Consider the following 21,417-nt stretch of genomic DNA (forward strand, 5'->3'; position numbering starts at 1 on the left):
TATAGACATGAAAAAAACACTAGCATTTCTCTCAGTATTAGGCTTAAGCCTAGTAGCACCAGTGCTGGCACAAGCAGCGGACAGTGCAGAATACAACTCAAATGGACAAATCACCTTTGAACCAAATACGGATCCAACTAATCCAATCAGCCCAACGGATCCAGATCCAGAAAATCCGATCAAACCAGTGGATCCAACGGACCCAGATGGACCAAATCCAGGAACGAACGGACCGCTATCGATTGATTTTGCTTCAAGCCTTTACTTTGGCACACAAAAAATCACCTCAAAAACAGAGATCTACCATGCGGAAACTCAAAAATATGTGGATTCAGTTGGTGATAATCAAGAAGGACCGAATTTTGTCCAAGTGACAGACAATCGGGGAACAGAGAGCGGTTGGACATTGAATGTTCGCCAAAATGGTCAGTTCAAAACAGCGGAAGATCAAGAATTGACTGCTGCACAAATTCGTTTGACGAAGGGAACTGTAGTAACTCCTTCATTGTCACCAAAACCATCAAATGTGAGCGCAACGATCACATTGAATCCAAACGGTGCCCAATCCTTAGTGATGAGTGCCCAAGATGGCGAAGGGGCAGGGACCTATTTAATGAGCTGGGGCGATAGTTTAGCTGCAGCCATGGATAGCATTGAGTTGGAAGTTCCAGGCTCAACGACGAAATATGCCAGCCAATACAACACCACGTTTACTTGGTTACTAACAGACACACCAACCAACCCATAAGTACCAGCTTTCTCCTTGAACCTTTTCGAGGTTCAAGGAGAATACATAGAAAGAAGGGACATCCATCATGAAAAAAATCAAACAGCTTTTGGCGCTCCTATTCGCAAGTATTTTCTTTTTTGTACCAACCATAGGAACCGCTTCTGAATTTAACTTTGCCGTCAATCCAGTGATTCCAGAGAATCAAATCGATAAAGAAAAGACTTATTTTGACTTAAAAATGGAGCCGGGAGCGGTTCAAACTGTAGAAGTCCAATTGCGCAATGACACCGATCAAGAGGTCGTCATCGCGCCAGTGATCGCTTCAGCTACCACGAATCTAAACGGGGTCGTGGAATATGGCGAAAACGACATCGAAGCGGACGAAACCTTGCCTTATGATATGGCTGATTTGATTGAAGTGGAGGAAGAGATCACGATCCCGAAACAATCCCAAATCACCTTACCCTTAAAGATCAGTATGCCCTCAGAACCGTTTGAAGGGGTTATTGCCGGTGGTTTGACCTTGAAAGAAACGACAGCGGAAACCGATACTGCTGACAGTGAAGAAGACCAAGGGTTAGCCATCAAGAATGAGTATGCCTATGTCGTTGCGATTTTACTCCGTCAAAATACAACAGAAGTCACGCCGGATCTAAAACTGCTGGATGTTGGACCGGGACAAGTCAACGCCCGCAATACCATCAATGTTACGTTGCAAAATCCTGAAGCAGCTTACTTAAATTCCTTGCGGTTGATCAATGAAGTGAGGAAGAAAGGTGATAGTGACGTCTTGTATGCTTCAGATACCTCACGAATGCAAATGGCACCTAATTCAAACTTCTCGTACCCAATTTCCTTGGAAGGACAACGTTTAGAAGCAGGGACCTATGTGTTGACTTCCGTGGCCTACGGTGGGAAAAGCGATGAAGGACAATACAAAGTGGAGAATGAAGAAGGCGAGGAAGAAAGCTATCTCTATAAATGGAGCTTCGAAAAAGAATTCACAGTGACGGGAGATGTCGCTCGTGATCTTAATAAGAAAGATGTGACGATCGAAACAGATTACACGTGGCTTTACTTCTTGATCGGCGGTCTGTTGCTGCTGCTCGCCTTACTGCTGCTTTTATGGTACCGACGAAAGAAAAAAAATGAAACGGATGAAGCGTGAGCACCTTGAGAAATACTTGATCGATGGCTTGATCATCGCAGGTATCCTCTTGTTGGCACTTCCTTTTTTAAAAGAAAGCATCGTCAGTTGGCAATTACGCACAAGCGAATTGACGATAGCGACCCAGCTGCCGACAACGATTCCAGAAGAAGAAACGATTCAAATGCCGGCTCTAGGGGATGTATTGGCTCCGCAGTCGGCAACGATCACCGGGTACGGCTTTGTTGCAATTGAAGCGATCGAGTTCCAGCAGCCACTATTGGTGGGGCTAACCAATCAGCAGCTGCTGAAAGGCGGTGTCGTGATGTTTCCGGAACGTTTGTTAAAAAATAACAATTTTGTCGTTTTAGGGCATCATCTCGGTAGACAAAGTTTGTTATTTGGTCAATTGCTAGAAGCACAGGTGGGGATGGAAGTGTCCGTAACCTACCTCGAGGAACGCCAGCAGTATATTATTATCGATAAAAAAGTCGTAGATGAATCCGACTTGTCGGTTCTAACAGATGACCAGACACCAAAGTTGACATTGATTACTTGTCCCACACCTACTCGAACAGAAGAACGCTACGTGCTGACAGCGATTCCTGTTGAGCAAGCAACTGCCGGACAGTCGCAAAACACAGCGACCATGGGCAGTACGTCACAAGGCGCGAGAGTGATGGCTAAAAAACAAGAAATGTTATGGAGACAACAATCTAAAAAAAATTGGTTTCTTTTATTTGTTATTTTATTTATAATTAGTGGATGTCTGCTTGGCGTTCACAAACTGTTGAAACGTTCAGCGCCGTAGAAAGAGCATCAAAAAGAAGCTCTGTTGATAAGGAGGGTGAAGAAATGAAACGCAGATTTGGTTTTGTCATTGGTGCCTGCATGATTATTGGAATGATCGATCTTGTCACAGAACAAGTTGTTTTTGCGACTATCTATAATCCGCTAGACCCCTCAGAAGAAATCGTCCCAAAGGATCCGCCAGAAGAAATTACGGAGAAAGCAGATGAACCGCCTGCAGAAAAGGAAGAATCCAAAGAATCACCGGCTCCTGAACCGGAACCTGTTCCGAAAAAAGAACAGGAACAATCCGCATTTCCAGAAAGCAGTTTTTTGGAAAAACAGAAGCACTTAGCACAACGAGTCATGTTGGAAGATGTTTTTGCGTCGGATCGTTTGGCTGTCGATTTAGCACTGCCGGGAAATAATACGGATGGTGACGGGGATGACAAACCTTCGTATCTTGCCAGCTTATGCTATTTATTTTCAGGAAACGTTCTTTATGGCCAAAAAAATAACGGAGGCTTGAAAACGCATGTTTGTGACATTTTTGAATAAGGCGGACAAACGAAAATTGATGATGCTACAATATTTGGAAAACGCAGTCGCTCTTTCTGAAACGAAGGAAACATTGATGGATCAATTGACCATGTCGGAATTTCTGATCAACAAAACCGTTCAAGAATTGAATCTTGATTTTTATGAACTAGGATTGAATGAGGAATTTGAGATCGTGACCGATGGGACGGTCATTAAATTGAATGCCTCCGGGCTGGCAACTTCTGACACACTACTGACCTATTATCTAGATCAAGCGTTAAAATTTTCTATGTTGAAAGAATGCTTTTTTGAGCAATTGTCTTCTTTATACGAATTTGCTACCAATCACTATCTAAGTCATAATCCCGTCTATAAAGAATTTAAACAATTCAAACTGATCTTGAAAGAATACGACATTGAAGTGACGAAAGAGTTTCAGCTGGTTGGTGAAGAAAGTGAGATTCGGGAGTTTATTTTTCTCTTTTTTATGAAGGAATATTATTTGAACCATTCCCCTTTCCCAAAAGGTATCTTGGACAAAGAAAAGACGTTTGATCGATTCAATGAAAGTACTTGGCTGAATCCAGAACAGTCTGCCCGCATGCGGATTCGCAAGAAACATTATCTAGGCATTGTTTTAGCGCGGATGTCTAAAGGACATTACATGCAAAACAATGTGGAAAATGATTTAGTCTTACCCAAACATTTAGTGATTATTGAAGAATTGAAGCGCTGGTTACAAGAGATCTTGACGATCACCGATCAAGAAGTCCTAGAACGTGAGGCACGAGATATTTTGCGCTTCTTGATCGTTGAAGGCTGGTTGATCGACAACAATAGCTACATCGACCAAGAACAAACCTATATCCAACAATTAAACGAGCAGTTTATTCAGGCAGTCCAACAGCAGTTTTCGCTAGCCACGGACACGTTGGCACTGCTTCATGCCGAAACGACTACGATTCATTACCAGCTCCTGTCGTTTTCTTTTAGTTCTCGCTATGAGTACCAATACATGGATGTCACGTATTTTCTTGAGACGTATCCTGAATATGCTGCCTTTTGCCGCAACTATCTGGAAGAAAGTCGTAATCGACCGATCTTATGGAACAATAAAGAGTTTTTGTTTTTTAGATACCTTATTTTATTAGTTTCTACGATTCCATTAAAAGAGATTTTGGTTCCTTTATATGTCTGTGTTGATTTTTCATTTGGTGATTCCTACAACCAGATGATCAAAAAGAATATTGAAAAAATTCTCGATTTGAATGTGCAATTCCAGAGTTACCCAGATGATCACACGCACCTGATTCTTTCAAACCTGCCATTTTATGGTGCGTTGGGGATCGACCATATTTTATGGCTAGCACCACCTAGACCCATCGATTGGGCCAATTTTACTGAAAAAATCAGCGTGATTCGCAGAGAACAATTTCAAACCAAAATGGCACAGTGAGCATCCTGCCGTTTAACTATCAAAAGCAGCGTCTGCCTCAAATGAAGGCAGGCGTTTTTTGCAGAAATCTGCCATATGCAAAAAGCACACAGGGATCTATTGCCCTGACGAAGTGTTCGGATAAGGTCTGTGAAAAAGGACCATTTGATAGGATTTTTTTTTGCTAGAAAATTTGGTATGATAGAAAGAGAAGAAAAAGAGGTGCCCTATGATGGATGGGAAACAAACGAAGGCTGTGATTGGCCAGACATTGATCACCCTTTGTGAGACCAAAGAAGTGAATAAAATCAGCGTACAGGAGATCGCCGAAAAGGCGCAAGTCAATCGGCAGACGTTTTACTACCATTTTCCTGATAAAAAAGCTTTGATCCAATGGATCTATCGGCAAGATGCCCTGATTTTTTTGACGACAGAAGATGTCTCCCTTGATAACTGGGAAGAAGCCGCCTTGCGCATGCTGAAAGCAATGAAACAAGCGCCGGCCTTTTACCGCAAATCACTGGCTTATGACCGCGAGATCTTAATGAACGGTTTTTTACAGATCACAGAACCGCTTTTTCAGCGCTTGTTCTTGGAGGTCGATCAAGAGCAGCAATTGACGAAACAAGACATTCTATTTTATAGCCGATTCTTTTCCTACGGCTGCGGAGGCATTTTGGAAAATTGGATTCACAACGACTTTCCAGAGACCCCATTAGAGATTGCGACGCAATTGTTTCGTTTGGCGAAGGATGTGGAATTTTTTGGCCACCAAATCTATGAAAAAGAGGAGCAGTAAGCGATGACGAAAGTTTTATTTGTTTGTTTAGGTAATATTTGCCGTTCCCCCATGGCAGAAGCTATTTATAAAGCAGAAATAGCAAAACACAAGTTGGATTGGCAGATCGATTCGGCAGCGACCAGCTCATGGGAAGTCGGACATTCTGCTCATCCCGGAACCAAAAAAAGACTGCGTCAAGCAGGGATCTCTAGTGACGGTCTTATTTCAAGGCAGATCACTGAAGCGGATTTTGCCACATTTGATTGGATCATCGGCATGGATGCGAACAATGTTGAAACACTTCAAGCGCTAGCACCTGCCGATACGACCGCAAAGATCCGTTCGTATTTGAGTGTTGTTCCTGGCAAAGAGGCTGAGGAAGTACCAGATCCTTATTATACAGGAGATTTCGAAGAGACCTATCAACTGCTGCAAGAGGGGATTCCTTATTGGCTAGAGGTTATTTCTTCTGAAAAATAAGGCGTGTTCGCTTGTATTTTATCAAAAATTTGCTAAAATAGAACCATGGAAATGCGAACGTATGTGTGGTTTTAGAAACTGCTGCAACGCGCAGAAAGGAATGTCCAATGGAAAAGAAACCATCGCCCATCAAACAATTGGGCAAACTCATTGTGATGACATCCACAACGTTGCTGGATACCTTTTTCAGTGATGATGCTGACAAGAAGAATCAGTCTGAGAAAGTCAAAGAAATCCGGCGAACGCTGCAAGAGGCAGCCGCTGCCAAGCATCTGGTCGTGCTGCAAGTAAAAACAGAGAAATTGGGTGGTTTTGAAACCGTTACCGGCTGGATCGTCGGCAAAACGGTAGCAAAAGAACAAGTTGTCTTGAAATTACAAAGCGACCGTCAGCAGCTGCGGATTATTCCCCTGCATCATGTGCTGAAAGTTAGCACCTTGAATACAAAACCCGGCTTGTAAACAAGCCTGTGCATAGCAAAAAAACCGGCTCTTTGTCAATAAGGACTGATGAGTTGCGTAAAATCAAATCTGGGTCAGAATGAACCACATTCTGGCTCAGATTTTTTGTTATCTTACTTTGATTAATTGATTGATCAAAAAGATTCTAATTCTCATGTTCTCGAATGATTTAAATCCGTAGGATACTCGTTTCATTGTCTTTATGTGGGTATTCTTCGCTTCTATTTTTCCATTGGAATAAGGATAGATCATTGCGTTGGTGATGCCTTCTTCATAGGTCAGAAGGTTTTGAAGCTTCTCCCGAAAGCTGTCATCTAACGTTTTGGGAAGTTCTGTCAATAAGGAGAAAAACAAGTCAGGGTCTTTGTCTCGAAAGGCTTCAACTAATTCATGAAAAAAGGGATACGCCTCCTTCAGGGGCGTAGAAAACTCAAGCAATCGATCAATCATCATTGCTTCAGTAAGAAATGGGTATTTTGGTGCTCGGAAACTTTTCCATGTTTTGTATTCATAATGGTTGATGTTTGCACGATTTTTTAGCAAAAAGCGCCAGTTCTTTTTCAGTTTTTCTGCCTGGCTTTTCTGTCCGGCTTTACGAAGTTCATTCATTTCACGGATACGCAACTCATTGAACGCTTGATTCATGTGTTTGACAATATGAAACCGATCAATCACTACTTTCGCATTTGGCAGAACACGTTTGGTGAGCTGGAAGTAGGCGGCGTTCATGTCTGTCACCAAGAATTCTACTTCTTCTGGATTGGTACAACCTAAGAAATAGCTTGTTAATCGAGGTAATTTACGCGTAGGCAAAACATCTATTAATTTTCCTGTTTCGCCATCTGCGCAAATAAAGCTCATTTTATCTTCTATGGAAGCATGCGAACGAAATTCATCAACCATCAATACTCTGGGGAGAATCTTCTTAGATTGCTTTGGTAAATAGCTTTTAAACTCTTTCAATGTACGAATAACGGTGGTCAAAGATACCTGACAGCTTTTCGCAATAAAAGATAAAGATACTTTTTCAGTCAGTAAAGAAGCAATTTTATATCTAACATGATTTGCGATTGAATGTCTGGGTTGGACAAAATAACTTTGAGCAGTCCAATGGGTTCGGCAGTTTTTACAGGTATAGCGCTGCTTTTTTAGGCGCATAACCAAAGGCATCTGATTGTATTGTTCAAAACGGACAATCGTTTCCTTCTTCCCATTTTTCACTATAATTGTTTTCCCGTTTCCATCTACCACAGTAGAACCACAACTTCTACAAGCACGAGGAGTAGGCGAGAGAACAGCATCGACGACCAACGTCTTTTTCTTCTGAAGGGTCTCGTAAGAGACCTCTATAATCATCAAATCTTTCTCTATTATTCTCAGCATTTTTTTGATAGAATCATTCATATAGCATATCGTCCTCTCAGTTGTTTATTTTGTGGTGATTTAATCATACTAGAGAACGATATGTTTTTTAATACCTAAAATGAAAATGGGACTGAAGAATCAATTCTGATTCATCAGTCCCATAAATTATAGAGCCAAAAAACCGCTGCGTCATTAGACATAGCGGTTTTTTAATTGCTAGTTACGCGTGCTTGTTTTTGACTTCTGCGAGTCGCCAAGCGGTCATCACAGCGATCAGTTCGTAAGGGATCGGCTGTGCAAAAGAAAACTGGACCGCCCCTTTACTGGTCTTGTATGGTTGTAAGTCCTCTTGGAAGGCCGTGATCGCAGAAGGCGTGGGATAAAAGCCTAGATGCTGTTTGGCGCAGGCAAAATGTACGATATTTTCTCCCTGATGATAAGTAGGCATTTGATAACTGATCTTTTCAACCGCTTCAGGTAAAACGGCTTTGATGGTTTGACGGACCTTTCTTAAAATCGCTTGTCGTTCTGCTGGAGCTGCTGCAATGTATTGGTCAACTGTCGTAATGGCTGTTGTCATAGGCCACCTCCTGCCTTTAGTATACGGCAAACCCCGTAAGAAAAAAAGGAGCCTGTCAGTGGGTAGCTGACAGGCAAGGAGTAAAAATGAAAAGTGTTAGTTAGGGTTGTTTGTTGGGTTATGTATACTATACTGTCCAAATATGAATTTTTTGTGGAGAAAAGATTGGAAAGTGTTTAAGTTTGCTGGCTGCGAAAATAAGTAAAAAAAGACCCGTCGGTGGGTGGCCGACGGGAAGGAGTTAAAAATGAAAAAGTGTTAGTTAGGGTTGTTTGTTGGTATACATAGAGTATACGAGATAAATATGAATATTCTGTGACAAATCTTTTCGGAAGTTCTTAAGAAACCGTAACGGTTTGGTTACAGAGAAAGGTTCTTTTCATCAAAACGGTTTTTCAACGTACGATACAAATCAATGTATTGCCGATCGTCTGCCGCATAATCCCAAATATAACTCATTTTTTCTGGTTTGAGTTTTTTCATCAACTGATTGGAACTAACGATGACATCATAATTTTCTTGCTGGTTTAGATCATAAGGTTCTGCTGCTACGAAGGTCAAGTCATGTAGGAATTGATTCAATCCTTGAACGACTAAGAAATTATCTTCTAACGCAACCCCTACCCGTAAACGATTCGAATAACGGATTTGATCATAAAACGGCAGCAGGGCGTGGGTATACATCGTTGCCATCTGCTCTTGGTTTTCATCATTGATATAGTCCACCGCTGATTCTTCGCGATAGTTCGTTAAGAATTCATCGATTTTTTGCTGCAGCTGCTCTTCAGCAGACCCGCGATTGATCGAGGGTGTCAGCAAGCGATAGATATTTGGAAACGGCTGACGGAAAACGTAGTTGCCGAAAGTCACATTGATTAAATTACCCACGACCAATGGCTCGTCTAACAGGCCAGGTTGTGAAGCAAAGAAGGTTGCTTTCATCTCTGCTAACAAGTCTGCGACTAACGGATAAACTGGGTTTTGTTTGCTTGAAAAGAATTGCAAGGTTTGTTGCAAAGCTTCTTCTTCAGGACTCAAGTAGAATGGGAAGATTTGCGCCATCAAATAAATAAACCCTGATTCGCCTTTTAATTGTTTGTCTGTCATTGAAACTTCAGGATCAACGACTTGTGTCAAACGCTCAAAATCGAAATATGGATTATTTTTCATCAGGAAATTGTACCGCTTGTCGTATTTGGCAAAATTCCCTTTTTTGATTCGTAAAAGAATCAAGGCGGCGAAATACTTCAACTCTAATCGGCCAAGATAAGAATGAGTCATTGGGAAATACTCCGTGAATCGATCCACCATTTTTTCTGTCTCACTCTCAGCGATCGCAAATGGCCATTCTATTCCACGAGTACCTAACCAAATGATATTGAATAGGGAGAGCCGCACAAGACGCTCATCGCCCACTAAGTTTGATTCAGTGTACGTAAAGCGAAGCTGAAATTGCTTCAAATGTTTTTTTAGATGTTCAAATTTGCGAGACACCGTTGAACGACTGACATCGTATTTTGCACAAAAATCCGTGATCGTAGGATTGTCTTCATTCAGCATGTAAAGAACATATAAGAACGGAACGCTTTTATTCAATAAATAGAAGCGGTATTCATCGATCGTTACCGCGATATTCTGAGGCTGTAATTTACCGCCACGACCGAGTATCGACATATGATCCGGAGTTAACTCAGTTAGATCTTGGTCGATCTCAGTCAACTCTATAAAAGCTTGTTGGTAGCTTAACTCCATTTCCTTTGCCAATTGTGCGATTGGGTGGCTAGGGTTTTGCAGAGTCAGCATACGCCGGAATATTTTAAATTTAATTAATGTTTGCGGGTCCATCATAAGTTCTTCATAAAACATAGGTATCCTCCTTTGTGGCTCTATTGTATCTTTTTTTTACGAAACTGTCAGTCTTTTTAATCAAAAAAATAGCCTACCCTTTAAAAAAAGGTAGGTTATTTTCATCTTTTTAACTAATTTAGGCTGAAACAGGGTCTTTTTTGAACCACGACCATAGCAAACCGATCAAAAATCCGATCGCAGCTGGTACGACCCACCCCATCCCGATTTGGAAAAAGGGCAGATAATCTGACGCAAAAGACAAGATTCCTTGCACGAAAGCGTTGTTGGTAATCACTGCAGGACTCGCATTTAAGCCGTCGATGATTGCAGCGATCAACGTGAAGTATGTCGTCATTCGATAGACACTGGCACGATGGTTAAATAATGGACTGATGATCGCCAACAAAATCAAAGTGATCGCCAGTGGATAGATAAACATCAAGACTGGAATAGAAAACTCGATGATATTGGTCAAGCCGACATTAGCGAAGATCGCTGGTAAGATACTTGTCAAAGCGATAAAGAATCCGTAGCTTTGCTTTGGAAACAATCCAGCAAAGGTTTCGGAAAAGGCCGTGATCAAACCAATGGCGGTTTTTAAACAGGCAGAGATGACGATCAATGCCAATAGCAGACTGCCGACAGTGCCAAGGTAATGGTTGGCGATTTGTGCCAAAGCGATCCCACCGTTTTCGCTGATGGGAAACTGGCCTAAACTTTTGGTTCCCATATAAGAAAGTAAGGTATAGATGATCCCCATCAACACGATGCTGACAGAGCCGGAAAGGATCGTGTCTTTTGCGACCGTCGCAGGTTTCTCAACCCCCATATTGCGAATCGTTGAGACGATGATGATCCCGAAGGCTAAAGATGCCAGCGCATCGAGAGTATTGTAGCCGTTTGTGAAACCAGTAAAGAAAGCATCGCTTTGATAGCTAGGATAGATCGGCGCATCGCTGATGGTTCCTAGTGGTTGCCAAAAGGCAAAAAAGAGCAAAACTCCTAGTAAGACCAGAAACAAGGGATTTAGAAACTTCCCTACATAATCTAAGATTTTGCTAGGTTTGCGTGAAAACCACCAGGCAGCTCCAAAAAATAGGGCAGAGAACAACGCCAATAACCAAGTTTGCATGTCTGATGAAACATGGGGAGCGATCCCGATCTCATAAGAAGTAGTAGCCAAACGAGGCAGAGCAAAGAATGGCCCAATCACTAAATAAAGCAAAATCGTAAATATCATTGCATAGCGGCGATTGATCCGAGAAGCTAATTCAAAAACACCGTTGCTTTGGGAAACGCCAATAGCAATGACCCCTAAAAATGGCAAGCCGATCCCTGTAACTAAAAAGCCAAGGTTGGCTAAGCCGACATTCGCGCCAGCTTCTTGTCCCATGTGAACGGGGAAAATCAGATTTCCGGCACCAAAGAAAAGACCGAAAAGCATTGATCCAACATACATGTAATCCTTAAACTGTAACTTTTTTTCCATAAATGAAAGCTCCTATAATTCCTTAGTTTTAAAAAAAATAACAAAGTTTCTAACAAATAGCAATGGTTTTTTGTGATTTTTTGATAAATTCTGACAATTACTCCTCCTGCAATAAAAAAACACTTAGCATTGAATTCTTCCAAGCTTACTGAAAAAGGACGAAAAAGCTCGGAAGAAGACCGCTAAGTGTTTCAAGACAGAAAATTAATTCAACACACGGGAAAGGAATTCTTTGGTGCGTTGCTCTTTTGGATGAATAAAGATATCTTCAGGCGTCCCTTGTTCGGCAATGACACCTTGATCCATAAAGATGACCCGATCAGACACTTCTTTGGCAAAGCCCATTTCGTGGGTAACGATCACCATCGTCAAGCCAGTATGAGCTAACGTATTCATGGTCTTCAACACTTCACCGACCATTTCTGGATCTAGCGCAGAAGTCGGCTCATCAAACAACATGACATCTGGATTCATCGATAAGGCACGGGCAATGGCTACCCGTTGTTTTTGTCCACCTGAAAGCTGGGAAGGCTTGGCATTGGCATATTGAGCCATACCGACTTGCTCCAGATTTTCTTTGGCAGTCGCTTCTGCTTCTTTGCGATCACGTTTCAAAACAGTGACTTGGCCCGTCACGCAGTTTTCTAATACATTCATATTGTTGAATAGGTTAAAGGATTGGAAAACCATTCCTAGATGCGTACGGTATTTCGGCAAGTCATAGCCTTTTTCCAGCACATTTTCACCTAAGTAGATGATTTGCCCACTGGTTGGTTTTTCTAATAAGTTGATGCAGCGAAGAAGTGTAGATTTTCCTGAACCAGAAGAACCGATGATCGTGACAACTTCTCCTTTATTAACAGACAAACTGATGTCTTTTAAGACTTCGTTGTCGCCAAAACTCTTTTTTAAATGGTCAATTTCAATGATTGCTGACATGTTCTTCCTCCTTATTCGTTCGGGTTGATGTCTTCTAATTTGACATACGCACTGGGACCATCCATTTTGCGTTCAACAAAGCGTAAGATCTGGGTGGCACTGATGGTCAAGACTAAGTAGATCACACCGATGATCGCAAATGTTTGGAAGTATTGGAAGTTCGTTCCAGCGGCTGATGTACCTTGGAAGAAGAGGTCTGCAACACTGATAACACTTAAGACGGCAGTATCTTTGATATTGATAATGATCTCATTTCCGGTAGCTGGTAAAATATTGCGCATTACTTGCGGCAACACGACTTTGATCATGGTTTGCCAATGAGTCATTCCGATGGCTTGAGCTGCTTCAAATTGGCCGTCATCTACAGCAAAAATCCCCCCACGAACGATTTCAGACATGTAGGCACCCGTATTGATAGAAACGATCAGCACGGCTGCCAGCGTGCGATTCATGGAGACACCAAAGGCTAGAGCAGTTCCGTAGAAAATAACCATTGCTTGAACCATCATTGGGGTGCCGCGGAAAACTTCTATATAGATGGTCAGTAAACCATTGACGATGCGTTGGAAGAAACGTCCTACTGGATTTTCTGAAAGCGGCAATGTCCGGAAGATACCGACTAAAAGACCGATAATCAATCCGATGATCGTTGAAAGGATCGCGATGAATAAGGTCAAGCCAGCGCCTCGTAAAAAGAGCATGCCGTAATCATCAATGATTTTTTTAAAATCAGCGATCAGACCTTGATCTGCCGTTTCTCCGCTGGCATCTGCAGGTTGATCTAAGACTGCTTGATCCATCAGGGAAACCCGTTCTTCTTCAGAAATTCCTGCAAGAATCTCATTGACTTTTTCAACATCGGGATCGCCTTTGCGCATTCCGACTGCTACTTGGACGTCTTCTGGATTGGTTTCAAAACCGGCGCCTTCATCGAACTCGACCATCTTCAAATCAGGATTTGCCCCGACGGCAGTGACGCCTTCTGGACGTTCGCTGACGTAGCCGTCAATGATGCCCGAAGCTAAAGCAACGCGCATGGAGGAGAAGTCCCGCATGGCTTGTTCTTTTTGGACCTCAGGGATTTGATCTATGACCGTATAATGGAAAGTATTCAGCTGGGCAGTGATTTTTGCCCCCGAAAGATCAGCGAGGCTTTTGGCATCGGCGAACTCGCCATCTTTACGAACCACTACCACCAAATCTGATTCATAGTAAGGATCGGTAAAATCAATTTGCTCGCGACGTTCGGCAGTTGGTGACATACCAGCGATCACAGCATCGATAGTCCCCGCTTGTAAAGCTGGCGGCAGACCGTCCCATTGGGTTTTGACGATCACTAATTCTTTGCCTAAGCCTTCAGCGATTCGTTTGGCGATCTGGACATCGTAACCGCCGGCAAACGCCGAGCCTTCTTCCCCAGAAATCGGCACGGCACCATTGGCGTCCGTCGTTTGCGTCCAGTTAAATGGGGCATAGCCTGCCTCCATACCGACACGGAATTGTTCCGCAGGCGTTTGGTCATCCGCTTGCACGGTTAGGGGCAGCTGAATGAGGGTTAGACAGAGGGCGAAGACTGCCCAGATCCAATTATTTTTTTTCATTTTTTCTCTTTCCTTTCACGAGTTGGACAAGCAGGTAAGGATGAAAAAGCAAAAAAACAGCCGTACTCCATGATTGGAAAACGGCTGTTGACAGGTCATCGTCGACAAACCTTTCACAAAACATAGCGCAACTTAGACAAGCTAAGACAGTCCGCAAATTGTTCATTTGCGGCCCAACAAAATCGATGCAAGCAAAACCGACCTTGTTTCGGCGATGTTCCCTAGCTCTGCTGTAAACGTGTTGCTTCACTCAGCAGGATTAATGAACCTCGCGACCTCTACCTAAATGTTAAAGGGTACTCGTATTTAATTTGATTCTTCTCAGAGTTTAGAAGAAAAGCACCCAAATGTCAATTCTTTTTAACAAAAAAACGACCATTTCCCTATTTTTATCAAAGAGAAAGCGGATCGTTTTTACGAGTGTCTATTGGAACCCTTAAGCGACTTTCGCTTTTGGTTCACGGCCTAAAACAGCTTGGATGACTGTCAAAGCAAGCAATAAGCCAAGTGCTAGATAGATGAGGCTTGAGTATTGTGTAACGCCCCAATCTTGTCCGAAGGTACGGTAAACCACAAGGACGCTGGCTTGAATGATTGCTGTGATGACATTTAAAAAGCCGAATGCCCATAAATTGCCATTTTCTTTACGTGCTAAATAGAAGATAGAGAAATATAAGCCGACTGCCAACCAACCGAAACTGATAATGATCATTGCCCAATAAATAATAGCTGCTACCAATGTATTTCACCTCACTTTGATTCGTGACTAGTTTACCACGTTTTTTGTTCCTTGTCATGAAGGAATCTCTTTCTTTGTGAGGCAAAAAACAAAGAGCAAAAGCAGTAATGAAAAGATCATCTGCTACATTTGCTATTGGAGGGTTTACTGAAAAGAGACGATTTTTCTAGATCGGTTCATTTTCAGCTGTGTATAATAGAAATAAACTGTTTTTTGCAGAAAACTACGAGTTAAGAATCAATTAATAATTAGTTAATAGCTGATTTAGATCTGCTTGCTAGAATGAGCACAGAAGCAAGCAAGGAGGAAGTAAAAATGGAAAATGTTCTTAAAATCAAAGGATTAAACAAACGTTACGGCAAACAGCAGGCGCTACATGATGTCGATCTAACGATCGCTAAGGGAGATATTTATGGATTGGTGGGGAGAAATGGTGCTGGGAAGACGACCCTATTAAAAGCGATCGTTCAGTTGATCCAACCAACTAGTGGCAGTCTGCAGTTGTTTGATGTTGAAGGCGGCAAAGCGTACACTCAGATGCTGAAACGGGTCGGTAATGTGATTGAGACCCCAGTCGCTTACGACCAATTGACCGCTGAACAAAATTTGAACTATTATTGCAAAATCAGCGGGGTGGTGGAACCTGAGGCGGTCAGTAAAGCATTGGCGTTTGTCGGATTGACCAATGTTGGCCACAAGAAATACCGTGATTTTTCTTTAGGGATGAAACAAAAACTGGGCTTAGCGATTGCTTTATTGAATCAGCCGGATTTTCTAATTTTAGATGAGCCGATCAATGGCTTGGATCCTGTAGCGATCGTTGAATTTCGGGAGCTGCTTTTACGATTGAATCAAGAACGTGGCATGACGATTTTGATCTCCAGCCATATTTTAGAAGAGCTGTACCTAGTGGCTACACGTTTTGGGGTCATTAGTGAGGGGCGTCTGATCAAAGAGATGACCAAACACGAATTCGATCTGATGGCGAAACGGTTTATTCAATTAGAAGTGGATGATGTAGCCACAGCTAGCCGCTTGCTAGAGAGTCAGCTGATTTCCGAATATAAAGTCGTCAGTGACCACAAAATTCATATTTATCAAGAGAATGTGTTGATTCGTGACTTGGTCCGTCAGCTGGTTTATGAAGGGATCGCTATCGACCGGATTTCTTTTGAAGGGGAAAATCTAGAGTCGTATTTCAAAGAGTTAGTAACAAGTGAAGGGGGAAATTAAGATGTTGAATTTTATTCGAGCCGATTTGTATCGTTTATCAAGAAGTAAAAGTTTTTGGATCACAGAAGGAATTATTTTATTGTTGGTGATTTTATCCGTTGTTTCCAATGGTAGTGTAGGGGTCACTCTTGGGGATAGTACGCAAACAGCAGGCAGCCTTACGGAAATGACTGGCTTTCTGGCGATCCAGACCAGTTTGTCTTCCATGTTGCTGTATTACTCCTTGCCATTGGTGATGCAGGTCTTAGGCAGTGAGTACACGAAAGGGACCATGAAGAATATCATTACCGTTGGTGTCTCCAAACCCGCTTATCTTTTTGGGAAATTCTTGGTTTATACATTGGTGCTGGTCTTACAGATCGTCGCGATTTGTTTGGTGAGCTTTGTAGCGGGAACGGTTATTGGGGGGATTGGTTATAATGACCTTTCACAGATAGAAAAGTTGTTGTATTATTTCGTTAGTTTTGTACTGATTTTATTAGCGACTTCCTCTTTTGCAGTGCTAGTTTTGTATTTGACCAAAAATACAGCGGTCAGCGTGTTGGCGACGATTTTTATTCCGATGGCCTTTGCGATTGCCCGAATCTCTTTACCCAACTGGAAGTTTTTAGAATACTTGGACTTTCAAGGCGGTTTAGAGATGGTGACCATGACTACTTTCCAAACATGGGAAACAGTCCAACCCATTTTTCTTGGGAGCCTGATCAGTTTATTGCTTTGCCTCTTGGCTGCGCATCTGGTGTTTAAGAGACAAGAATTGTAAGAGCAGAAAAACGCCCAACCGTATCGACTAGTGAAGGTCGAGCGATTGGGTGTTTTTTGTGTATAGCCATGAGTTAGTGGGATTCAACGGACTGCTGCCAAAAAAGGGTCAAACGAAACGTCTCTTCGGTTGTATCCAATTGGATCTTGCCGTCTAATGCATTAGTCAATGCCGCGATGATATACAGACCAAGTCCGGCTTGCTGTTTATGCCGTGAAAGGTCTTCGGTATAAAAGCGGTGGGTCAATTTTTCTGGGTGCTGGATCGGTGATCTCAGCTGATTTTCCTGTTGGAAAACGATGCGATCTCCTTGCTGATTCAAGCGGATCGTCCCCGTTTCACTGCCATGTTCCAGCAGGTTACCAAGGACATTTTGGAAAATTCGTTGCCAGCTTTTTTTATCTGAAATGATCATGATGTTGGGTTGGATCGCAACCGTCAGTGATAAATGGTTTTCCTCAAAAGAAGGATAAAGCTGGAGCAGTTCTTCTTCCAATAAACGAGAAAGATTGAATTCTTCCAAAGTCAAAGCGAGCTGATTGTCTTTGAGACGCTGATAGGTCAACAACTGTTCCAGATGATTTTCGACTTTTTCTAGGTTGCTGCTGACTTTATCCAGCAGCTGTAGTTGTTGCGGGGTGAGGGTCGCATCGGCTTGCAGCAGTTGTGTGTAGCCGCTGGCGACCGTCAAAGGTGTGCGTAAGTCGTGAGAGATATTTTGAATGGCTTGTTCCAACTGCTGGTTTTCTTGCAGCATTTGATAGTGTTGCTGCTTATTTTTTCTAAGTATCTGATTGTTTAACAAGGCGATCGCTTTTAAAGCGGGGACGCGGGTCTGTAAATGGATCTCTTGATTTGTTTCGATTTCGCTGATTCTTGTTAATTGCTGGTGGTACTTTTTTAGATCATATAGTAAGAAAAACCAATAGCCAAACAATAACACAACGATCAGAGCGGCGAAAAACTGAAGTATATGCATGAGGTTCCTCCTTTTTAAGCTAGCTTGACGCCGATGCCCCAGACAGTATCGATATACGCTTCATCTGGATCGAGTGTTTTGATTTTGCTGCGTAAATGGCTGATATGGACATTGATCGTGTTTTCTTCACCGTAGTAAGGTTCTTGCCAAACAGCTTCATAGAGCATTTCTTTGGTATAAACTTTTTTGGGGTTCGCTAAGAGCAGGGAAAAAATCTCAAACTCCTTTTTCTTTAACTGAACCGTTGCCTCTCCTCGTTGCAGCTGAAACGAGTCAGGCAACAGTTGAATGTTTTTATACGAGTGGCTGCTGGCAACTGGAGGGGGTTGTTTATTTGTTCGCAATTGAACAATGATACGTGCCTTTAATTCTTCGACATTGAAGGGTTTGGTCAAGTAATCATTGGCCCCCGCCAGCAAAAGGGTGGAAACATCGGCTGGTTCATCTAAGGCAGTCAAGATAATGACGGGGACCGTGGAGGTTTGGCGAATCTCTTGCAAGACTTGTGTCCCATCTTTACCGGGGAGCATTCGATCTAGCAAAATCAAGTCGAAAGCATCTTGCTGAAAAAGCAGCAGACCTTCCGTGCCTGAATAGGCTTGCTGGACGGTATAGTCAGCTGCTAAAATAGTAGCCAACATTTCGCTGATCTCATTGTTGTCTTCGATAATCAAAATTTTCATTTGGTTTTCCCATTCTTCTTGTATTTATTGCATTTATTATAAGCAATTCCGCAAGAAAAAGCATTAGTTGCTTTTAAAAAAGAAAATGGCTGATTTTTCGCAAAAACGGTTCTTTTTCGGTTAGAATAAGAGAAAAGCCATAAAGGAAGTTAGAACGATGAAGGTATCTATTGAGCAAGCAATCGCAACGGTCACCGCCGCATCATCCGTGACCTTTTTGACGGGTGCCGGTGTTTCAACCCCATCGGGCATTCCTGATTACCGTTCCTTAAAAGGGGTCTATCAAGGACTGGCCCAGCCAGAGTATTTGTTAAGCCATGACTGTTTAGAAAACGAACCGGAAACATTTTATCAGTTCGTCAAGCACCTCTACCATCCTCAGGCCCAGCCGAACATCATTCATCAAAAAATGGCTGCGCTGCAAACGAAAAAAACAGTTTGGGTCGTTTCACAAAACATCGATGGACTGCATGAAAAAGCGGGGAGTCACCAAAGAATCGATTTTCACGGCTCCTTGTACAACTGTTATTGCCGAAAATGCGGTAATCCGGTACCTTGGCAAGCGTATTTGCAGGATTGGCACCATGCAGGATGTGACGGTCAGATTCGGCCGGCGATCGTGCTTTATGGGGAAGGATTTACGGATGAAACCATTGAGGGAGCCATTCAAGCCGTTGCTCAAGCCGACCTGACGGTGGTCGTGGGGACTTCGCTGAAAGTCTATCCTTTTGCAGGGCTAGTCGATTACAGCCAGCAGGTGTTGGTCATCAATAAGGAACCATTGGCGATCCCGAATGAATATGGCATGTTGACCGCAGCAGCCGAAACGTTTTTCCAGAAAATTGAATGAAGGAGTTTATGATATGACACAACGTACCGAAAAAGAGAAAATGATTGCTGGCGAATTGTACTTTTCCCCAGATCCAGAATTGGTGGCAGACCGGAAATATGCCCGTGAACAAATGAACCTGATCAACCAAGAAACTGATACAAAAATCAAAGAGCAGTTACTAAAAGAAACTTTCGGCTCTGTGACTGGTCGAATCTATATCGAACCGAATGTCCGCTTTGATTATGGCTACAATATTTCTGTCGGCAAAAACTTCTATGCTAACTACGACTGTGTGCTATTAGATGTTTGTCCAATTACCTTTGGTGACAACTGTATGCTGGCACCCAATGTTCGGTTGTTTACGGCGACTCATCCATTGCATCCGGTCAAACGAAATAGCGGCTTAGAATTAGGGGCACCGATCGTGATTGGCGATAACGCGTGGATCGGTGGCGCGGCCACGATTTTGCCGGGGGTGCGCTTAGGTAACAATGTCGTGGTGGGGGCTGGCAGTGTGGTCACAAAATCATTCCCAGACAATGTTGTGCTGGCGGGAAATCCGGCACGGGTCATCAAGACGATCGACTTGGAAGAAGAAAACAACCAGCAAGATCCTTTGGCTGTTCAGCGAGCGGCAATCGATGACATTGATTGGCAGCTCACGCATCTTTTAGAAAAACGCATGAGTACAGTTAATGAAATCGTGCAATTGAAGAAAAGTAGTCAGTTGCCGGTTTTAGATGAAAATCGTGAAGAGAAAGTGCTGGAAAATATTCGGCAGGCGATTTCAAATCAAGCCTATGAGGAAACGATTTTAGCCATGTTTCAATCAATTATGAAACACTCAAAAACCTATCAAGAGAATCAATTGGAGGAATGAGTATGGATGGAGCAACACGTCGAGAAACGATTTTAGCGGCATTGAAGCAAGCGGACAAAGCGATCAGTGCCAGCAAACTGGCAGAATCACTAGGAGTCAGTCGCCAAATCATCGTTGGGGACATTGCCTTGCTGCGAGCAGCCGGTGAAGCGATCGCGGCCACTGCTCGCGGCTATCGACTGCAAGCACTGTTGAATGAGGCGGGGCATGTCAGCAAGCTAGCGGTGCAGCATCGGCCTGAACAAACCGAAGAAGAATTGCGGATTTTTGTCGCTTGTGGCGTGGAAGTGGTCGATGTCATCGTTGAACATGAAATCTATGGAGAGATCACTGGCAATTTGCAGATTCAAACAGACCAAGACGTGACTGATTTCATCAACAAAACCAAACATGCAGAAGCCCGCTTGCTCTCAGATTTAACCAATGGGGTACACTTGCATACGTTGCGTTACACCGATCCTGCGGCTCTGGAAAAAGCCAAACAACAGTTAGCAGAAAAAGGCATGCTCTATCAAAATTGAGGCGTAAACCATTCTGGCAAGGACGCTATCGGCAGTCTTGGGGAACACTTAGATGAAAAAATTGTGATTTTTTGTTGACAAGACGTTCATTTTCCAGTAAAGTACAACTCAACAAGAATAATGAATCTGTTGAGAAGGAAAGTAACCGCGGATACTTTAAAGAGAGACTCTGGTTGGTGGAAAGAGTCAAGTCAGAAGCGATGAAAAATGGCCTTGGAGGATTGATTGTCGATAAGTAGGCAATCACGGATGCGCACTACCGTTACAAAGTGCACCAATCTCTAGCACGGCTAGACGTTGGGTTGAGGGAAGGGAAACCTTCTAAACAAAAGGTGGTAACACGAGTATTCGTCCTTTTACTAGCAAACGCTGGTAAAAGGACTTTTTTTATACACAAAAATCAAATAGCACCACACACGAAGAATTGGTAAGTACAAAAGCACGTTTTTTCAACAGAGAGCTTCGGTAGCTGAAAAGAAGCATCAAACGACTTTTAGAAAATGGCCAAGGAGTGATTCGTTCCGAGCAGTAGTTTGCAAGGCGACGACGGTAGCGACCGTTATCTGGCTAGAGTATGATCGTACTCGAAAAGGAGCTGTATG

22 protein-coding genes, 1 riboswitch and 1 other annotated feature are annotated in these 21,417 nt (G+C 42.8%); of the genes, 13 read left to right on the forward strand and 9 right to left on the reverse strand.

What is annotated here, in order from left to right; all coding sequences use genetic code 11:
* Positions 1-7 precede the first annotated feature (7 nt).
* The 8 genes from IGJ17_RS01740 to IGJ17_RS01775 all read left to right on the forward strand — a co-directional run bounded on the left by IGJ17_RS01740 (position 8) and on the right by IGJ17_RS01775 (position 6,363).
* Positions 8-748 carry a WxL domain-containing protein gene (locus IGJ17_RS01740; protein ID WP_429946988.1) on the forward strand — a complete coding sequence of 247 codons (741 nt, stop codon included), beginning with the start codon at positions 8-10 and terminating at the stop codon, positions 746-748.
* Between the two features lie 67 nt (positions 749-815).
* Complete coding sequence (locus tag IGJ17_RS01745; protein ID WP_008376254.1) at positions 816-1,898, forward strand: DUF916 and DUF3324 domain-containing protein; 1,083 nt, start codon at positions 816-818, stop codon at positions 1,896-1,898.
* Positions 1,888-2,688 carry a class A sortase gene (locus IGJ17_RS01750; protein WP_008376252.1) on the forward strand — a complete coding sequence of 267 codons (801 nt, stop codon included), beginning with the start codon at positions 1,888-1,890 and terminating at the stop codon, positions 2,686-2,688. The genes IGJ17_RS01745 and IGJ17_RS01750 overlap by 11 nt, the downstream gene beginning before the upstream one ends.
* A gap of 44 nt (positions 2,689-2,732) precedes the next feature.
* Positions 2,733-3,224: a hypothetical protein gene (locus tag IGJ17_RS01755; RefSeq protein WP_008376250.1), complete on the forward strand. Its 492-nt coding sequence runs from the start codon at positions 2,733-2,735 to the stop codon at positions 3,222-3,224.
* Positions 3,202-4,662, forward strand: coding sequence for a helix-turn-helix domain-containing protein (locus IGJ17_RS01760; protein WP_016619638.1), 1,461 nt, complete (start codon positions 3,202-3,204; stop codon positions 4,660-4,662). The genes IGJ17_RS01755 and IGJ17_RS01760 overlap by 23 nt, the downstream gene beginning before the upstream one ends.
* Before the next feature lie 208 nt (positions 4,663-4,870).
* Positions 4,871-5,440, forward strand: a complete 570-nt coding sequence (locus tag IGJ17_RS01765; RefSeq protein WP_005227190.1) for a TetR/AcrR family transcriptional regulator — start codon at positions 4,871-4,873, stop codon at positions 5,438-5,440.
* A 3-nt stretch (positions 5,441-5,443) separates the two neighbouring features.
* Positions 5,444-5,902, forward strand: a complete 459-nt coding sequence (locus IGJ17_RS01770) for a low molecular weight protein-tyrosine-phosphatase (RefSeq protein WP_005232347.1) — start codon at positions 5,444-5,446, stop codon at positions 5,900-5,902.
* 107 nt (positions 5,903-6,009) lie between these two features.
* Positions 6,010-6,363, forward strand: a complete 354-nt coding sequence (locus tag IGJ17_RS01775; RefSeq protein WP_005232346.1) for a hypothetical protein — start codon at positions 6,010-6,012, stop codon at positions 6,361-6,363.
* A gap of 108 nt (positions 6,364-6,471) precedes the next feature.
* Here the strand turns inward: IGJ17_RS01775 and IGJ17_RS01780 are convergent, their stop codons facing one another.
* From IGJ17_RS01780 to IGJ17_RS01810, 7 genes are all read right to left on the reverse strand, one after another.
* A complete protein-coding gene (locus tag IGJ17_RS01780; RefSeq protein ID WP_429946989.1) occupies positions 6,472-7,767 on the reverse strand; it encodes an ISL3 family transposase in 1,296 nt (431 codons plus the stop codon).
* A gap of 181 nt (positions 7,768-7,948) precedes the next feature.
* Positions 7,949-8,308 (reverse strand): iron chaperone, encoded by a 360-nt coding sequence (locus IGJ17_RS01785; protein ID WP_005232344.1) that lies wholly within the window; start codon positions 8,306-8,308, stop codon positions 7,949-7,951.
* A 360-nt stretch (positions 8,309-8,668) separates the two neighbouring features.
* The gene (locus IGJ17_RS01790) at positions 8,669-10,174 is read right to left on the reverse strand and encodes a helix-turn-helix domain-containing protein (protein WP_005232342.1); all 1,506 of its coding nucleotides are present in this window, start codon (positions 10,172-10,174) and stop codon (positions 8,669-8,671) included.
* Positions 10,175-10,292: 118 nt separating this feature from the next.
* Entirely contained in the window at positions 10,293-11,645 is a 1,353-nt protein-coding gene (gene brnQ, locus IGJ17_RS01795) for a branched-chain amino acid transport system II carrier protein (protein WP_429946990.1), read from the reverse strand.
* Positions 11,646-11,849: 204 nt separating this feature from the next.
* Entirely contained in the window at positions 11,850-12,584 is a 735-nt protein-coding gene (locus IGJ17_RS01800; RefSeq protein ID WP_005227196.1) for an amino acid ABC transporter ATP-binding protein, read from the reverse strand.
* 11 nt (positions 12,585-12,595) lie between these two features.
* Complete coding sequence (locus IGJ17_RS01805; protein WP_005232337.1) at positions 12,596-14,185, reverse strand: ABC transporter permease subunit; 1,590 nt, start codon at positions 14,183-14,185, stop codon at positions 12,596-12,598.
* Between the two features lie 115 nt (positions 14,186-14,300).
* Positions 14,301-14,474, reverse strand: a riboswitch (Lysine riboswitch).
* Positions 14,475-14,621: 147 nt separating this feature from the next.
* Positions 14,622-14,924 carry a hypothetical protein gene (locus IGJ17_RS01810; RefSeq protein WP_429961045.1) on the reverse strand — a complete coding sequence of 101 codons (303 nt, stop codon included), beginning with the start codon at positions 14,922-14,924 and terminating at the stop codon, positions 14,622-14,624.
* A gap of 315 nt (positions 14,925-15,239) precedes the next feature.
* Between IGJ17_RS01810 and IGJ17_RS01815 the strand changes: the two genes are divergently transcribed.
* On the forward strand, positions 15,240-16,157 hold the full coding sequence (locus tag IGJ17_RS01815) for an ABC transporter ATP-binding protein (protein WP_034878119.1): 918 nt from the start codon (positions 15,240-15,242) through the stop codon (positions 16,155-16,157).
* A 1-nt stretch (position 16,158) separates the two neighbouring features.
* Positions 16,159-16,920 (forward strand): ABC transporter permease, encoded by a 762-nt coding sequence (locus IGJ17_RS01820; protein WP_429946993.1) that lies wholly within the window; start codon positions 16,159-16,161, stop codon positions 16,918-16,920.
* 73 nt (positions 16,921-16,993) lie between these two features.
* Here the strand turns inward: IGJ17_RS01820 and IGJ17_RS01825 are convergent, their stop codons facing one another.
* A complete protein-coding gene (locus tag IGJ17_RS01825; protein ID WP_005232328.1) occupies positions 16,994-17,899 on the reverse strand; it encodes a sensor histidine kinase in 906 nt (301 codons plus the stop codon).
* Between the two features lie 14 nt (positions 17,900-17,913).
* Entirely contained in the window at positions 17,914-18,582 is a 669-nt protein-coding gene (locus IGJ17_RS01830; protein WP_005232327.1) for a response regulator transcription factor, read from the reverse strand.
* Positions 18,583-18,739: 157 nt separating this feature from the next.
* Between IGJ17_RS01830 and IGJ17_RS01835 the strand changes: the two genes are divergently transcribed.
* Genes IGJ17_RS01835 through IGJ17_RS01845 form a run of 3 tightly spaced genes read left to right on the forward strand, consistent with a single transcriptional unit; the run spans position 18,740 to position 20,815 of the window.
* The gene (locus IGJ17_RS01835; RefSeq protein ID WP_429961046.1) at positions 18,740-19,432 is read left to right on the forward strand and encodes an NAD-dependent protein deacylase; all 693 of its coding nucleotides are present in this window, start codon (positions 18,740-18,742) and stop codon (positions 19,430-19,432) included.
* Positions 19,433-19,445: 13 nt separating this feature from the next.
* Entirely contained in the window at positions 19,446-20,294 is an 849-nt protein-coding gene (locus IGJ17_RS01840; protein ID WP_008376222.1) for a chorismate mutase, read from the forward strand.
* A complete protein-coding gene (locus tag IGJ17_RS01845; RefSeq protein ID WP_016611442.1) occupies positions 20,291-20,815 on the forward strand; it encodes a transcription repressor NadR in 525 nt (174 codons plus the stop codon). Before IGJ17_RS01840 ends, IGJ17_RS01845 begins: the two co-directional genes overlap by 4 nt.
* Before the next feature lie 120 nt (positions 20,816-20,935).
* Positions 20,936-21,174 (forward strand) — a binding site (T-box leader).
* Positions 21,175-21,417: the final 243 nt, after the last annotated feature.

It is taken from the genome of Enterococcus sp. DIV1096b (assembly GCF_050498765.1).
In the GTDB taxonomy this organism is placed as follows: Bacteria; Bacillota; Bacilli; order Lactobacillales; family Enterococcaceae; genus Enterococcus_D; species Enterococcus_D entomosocium.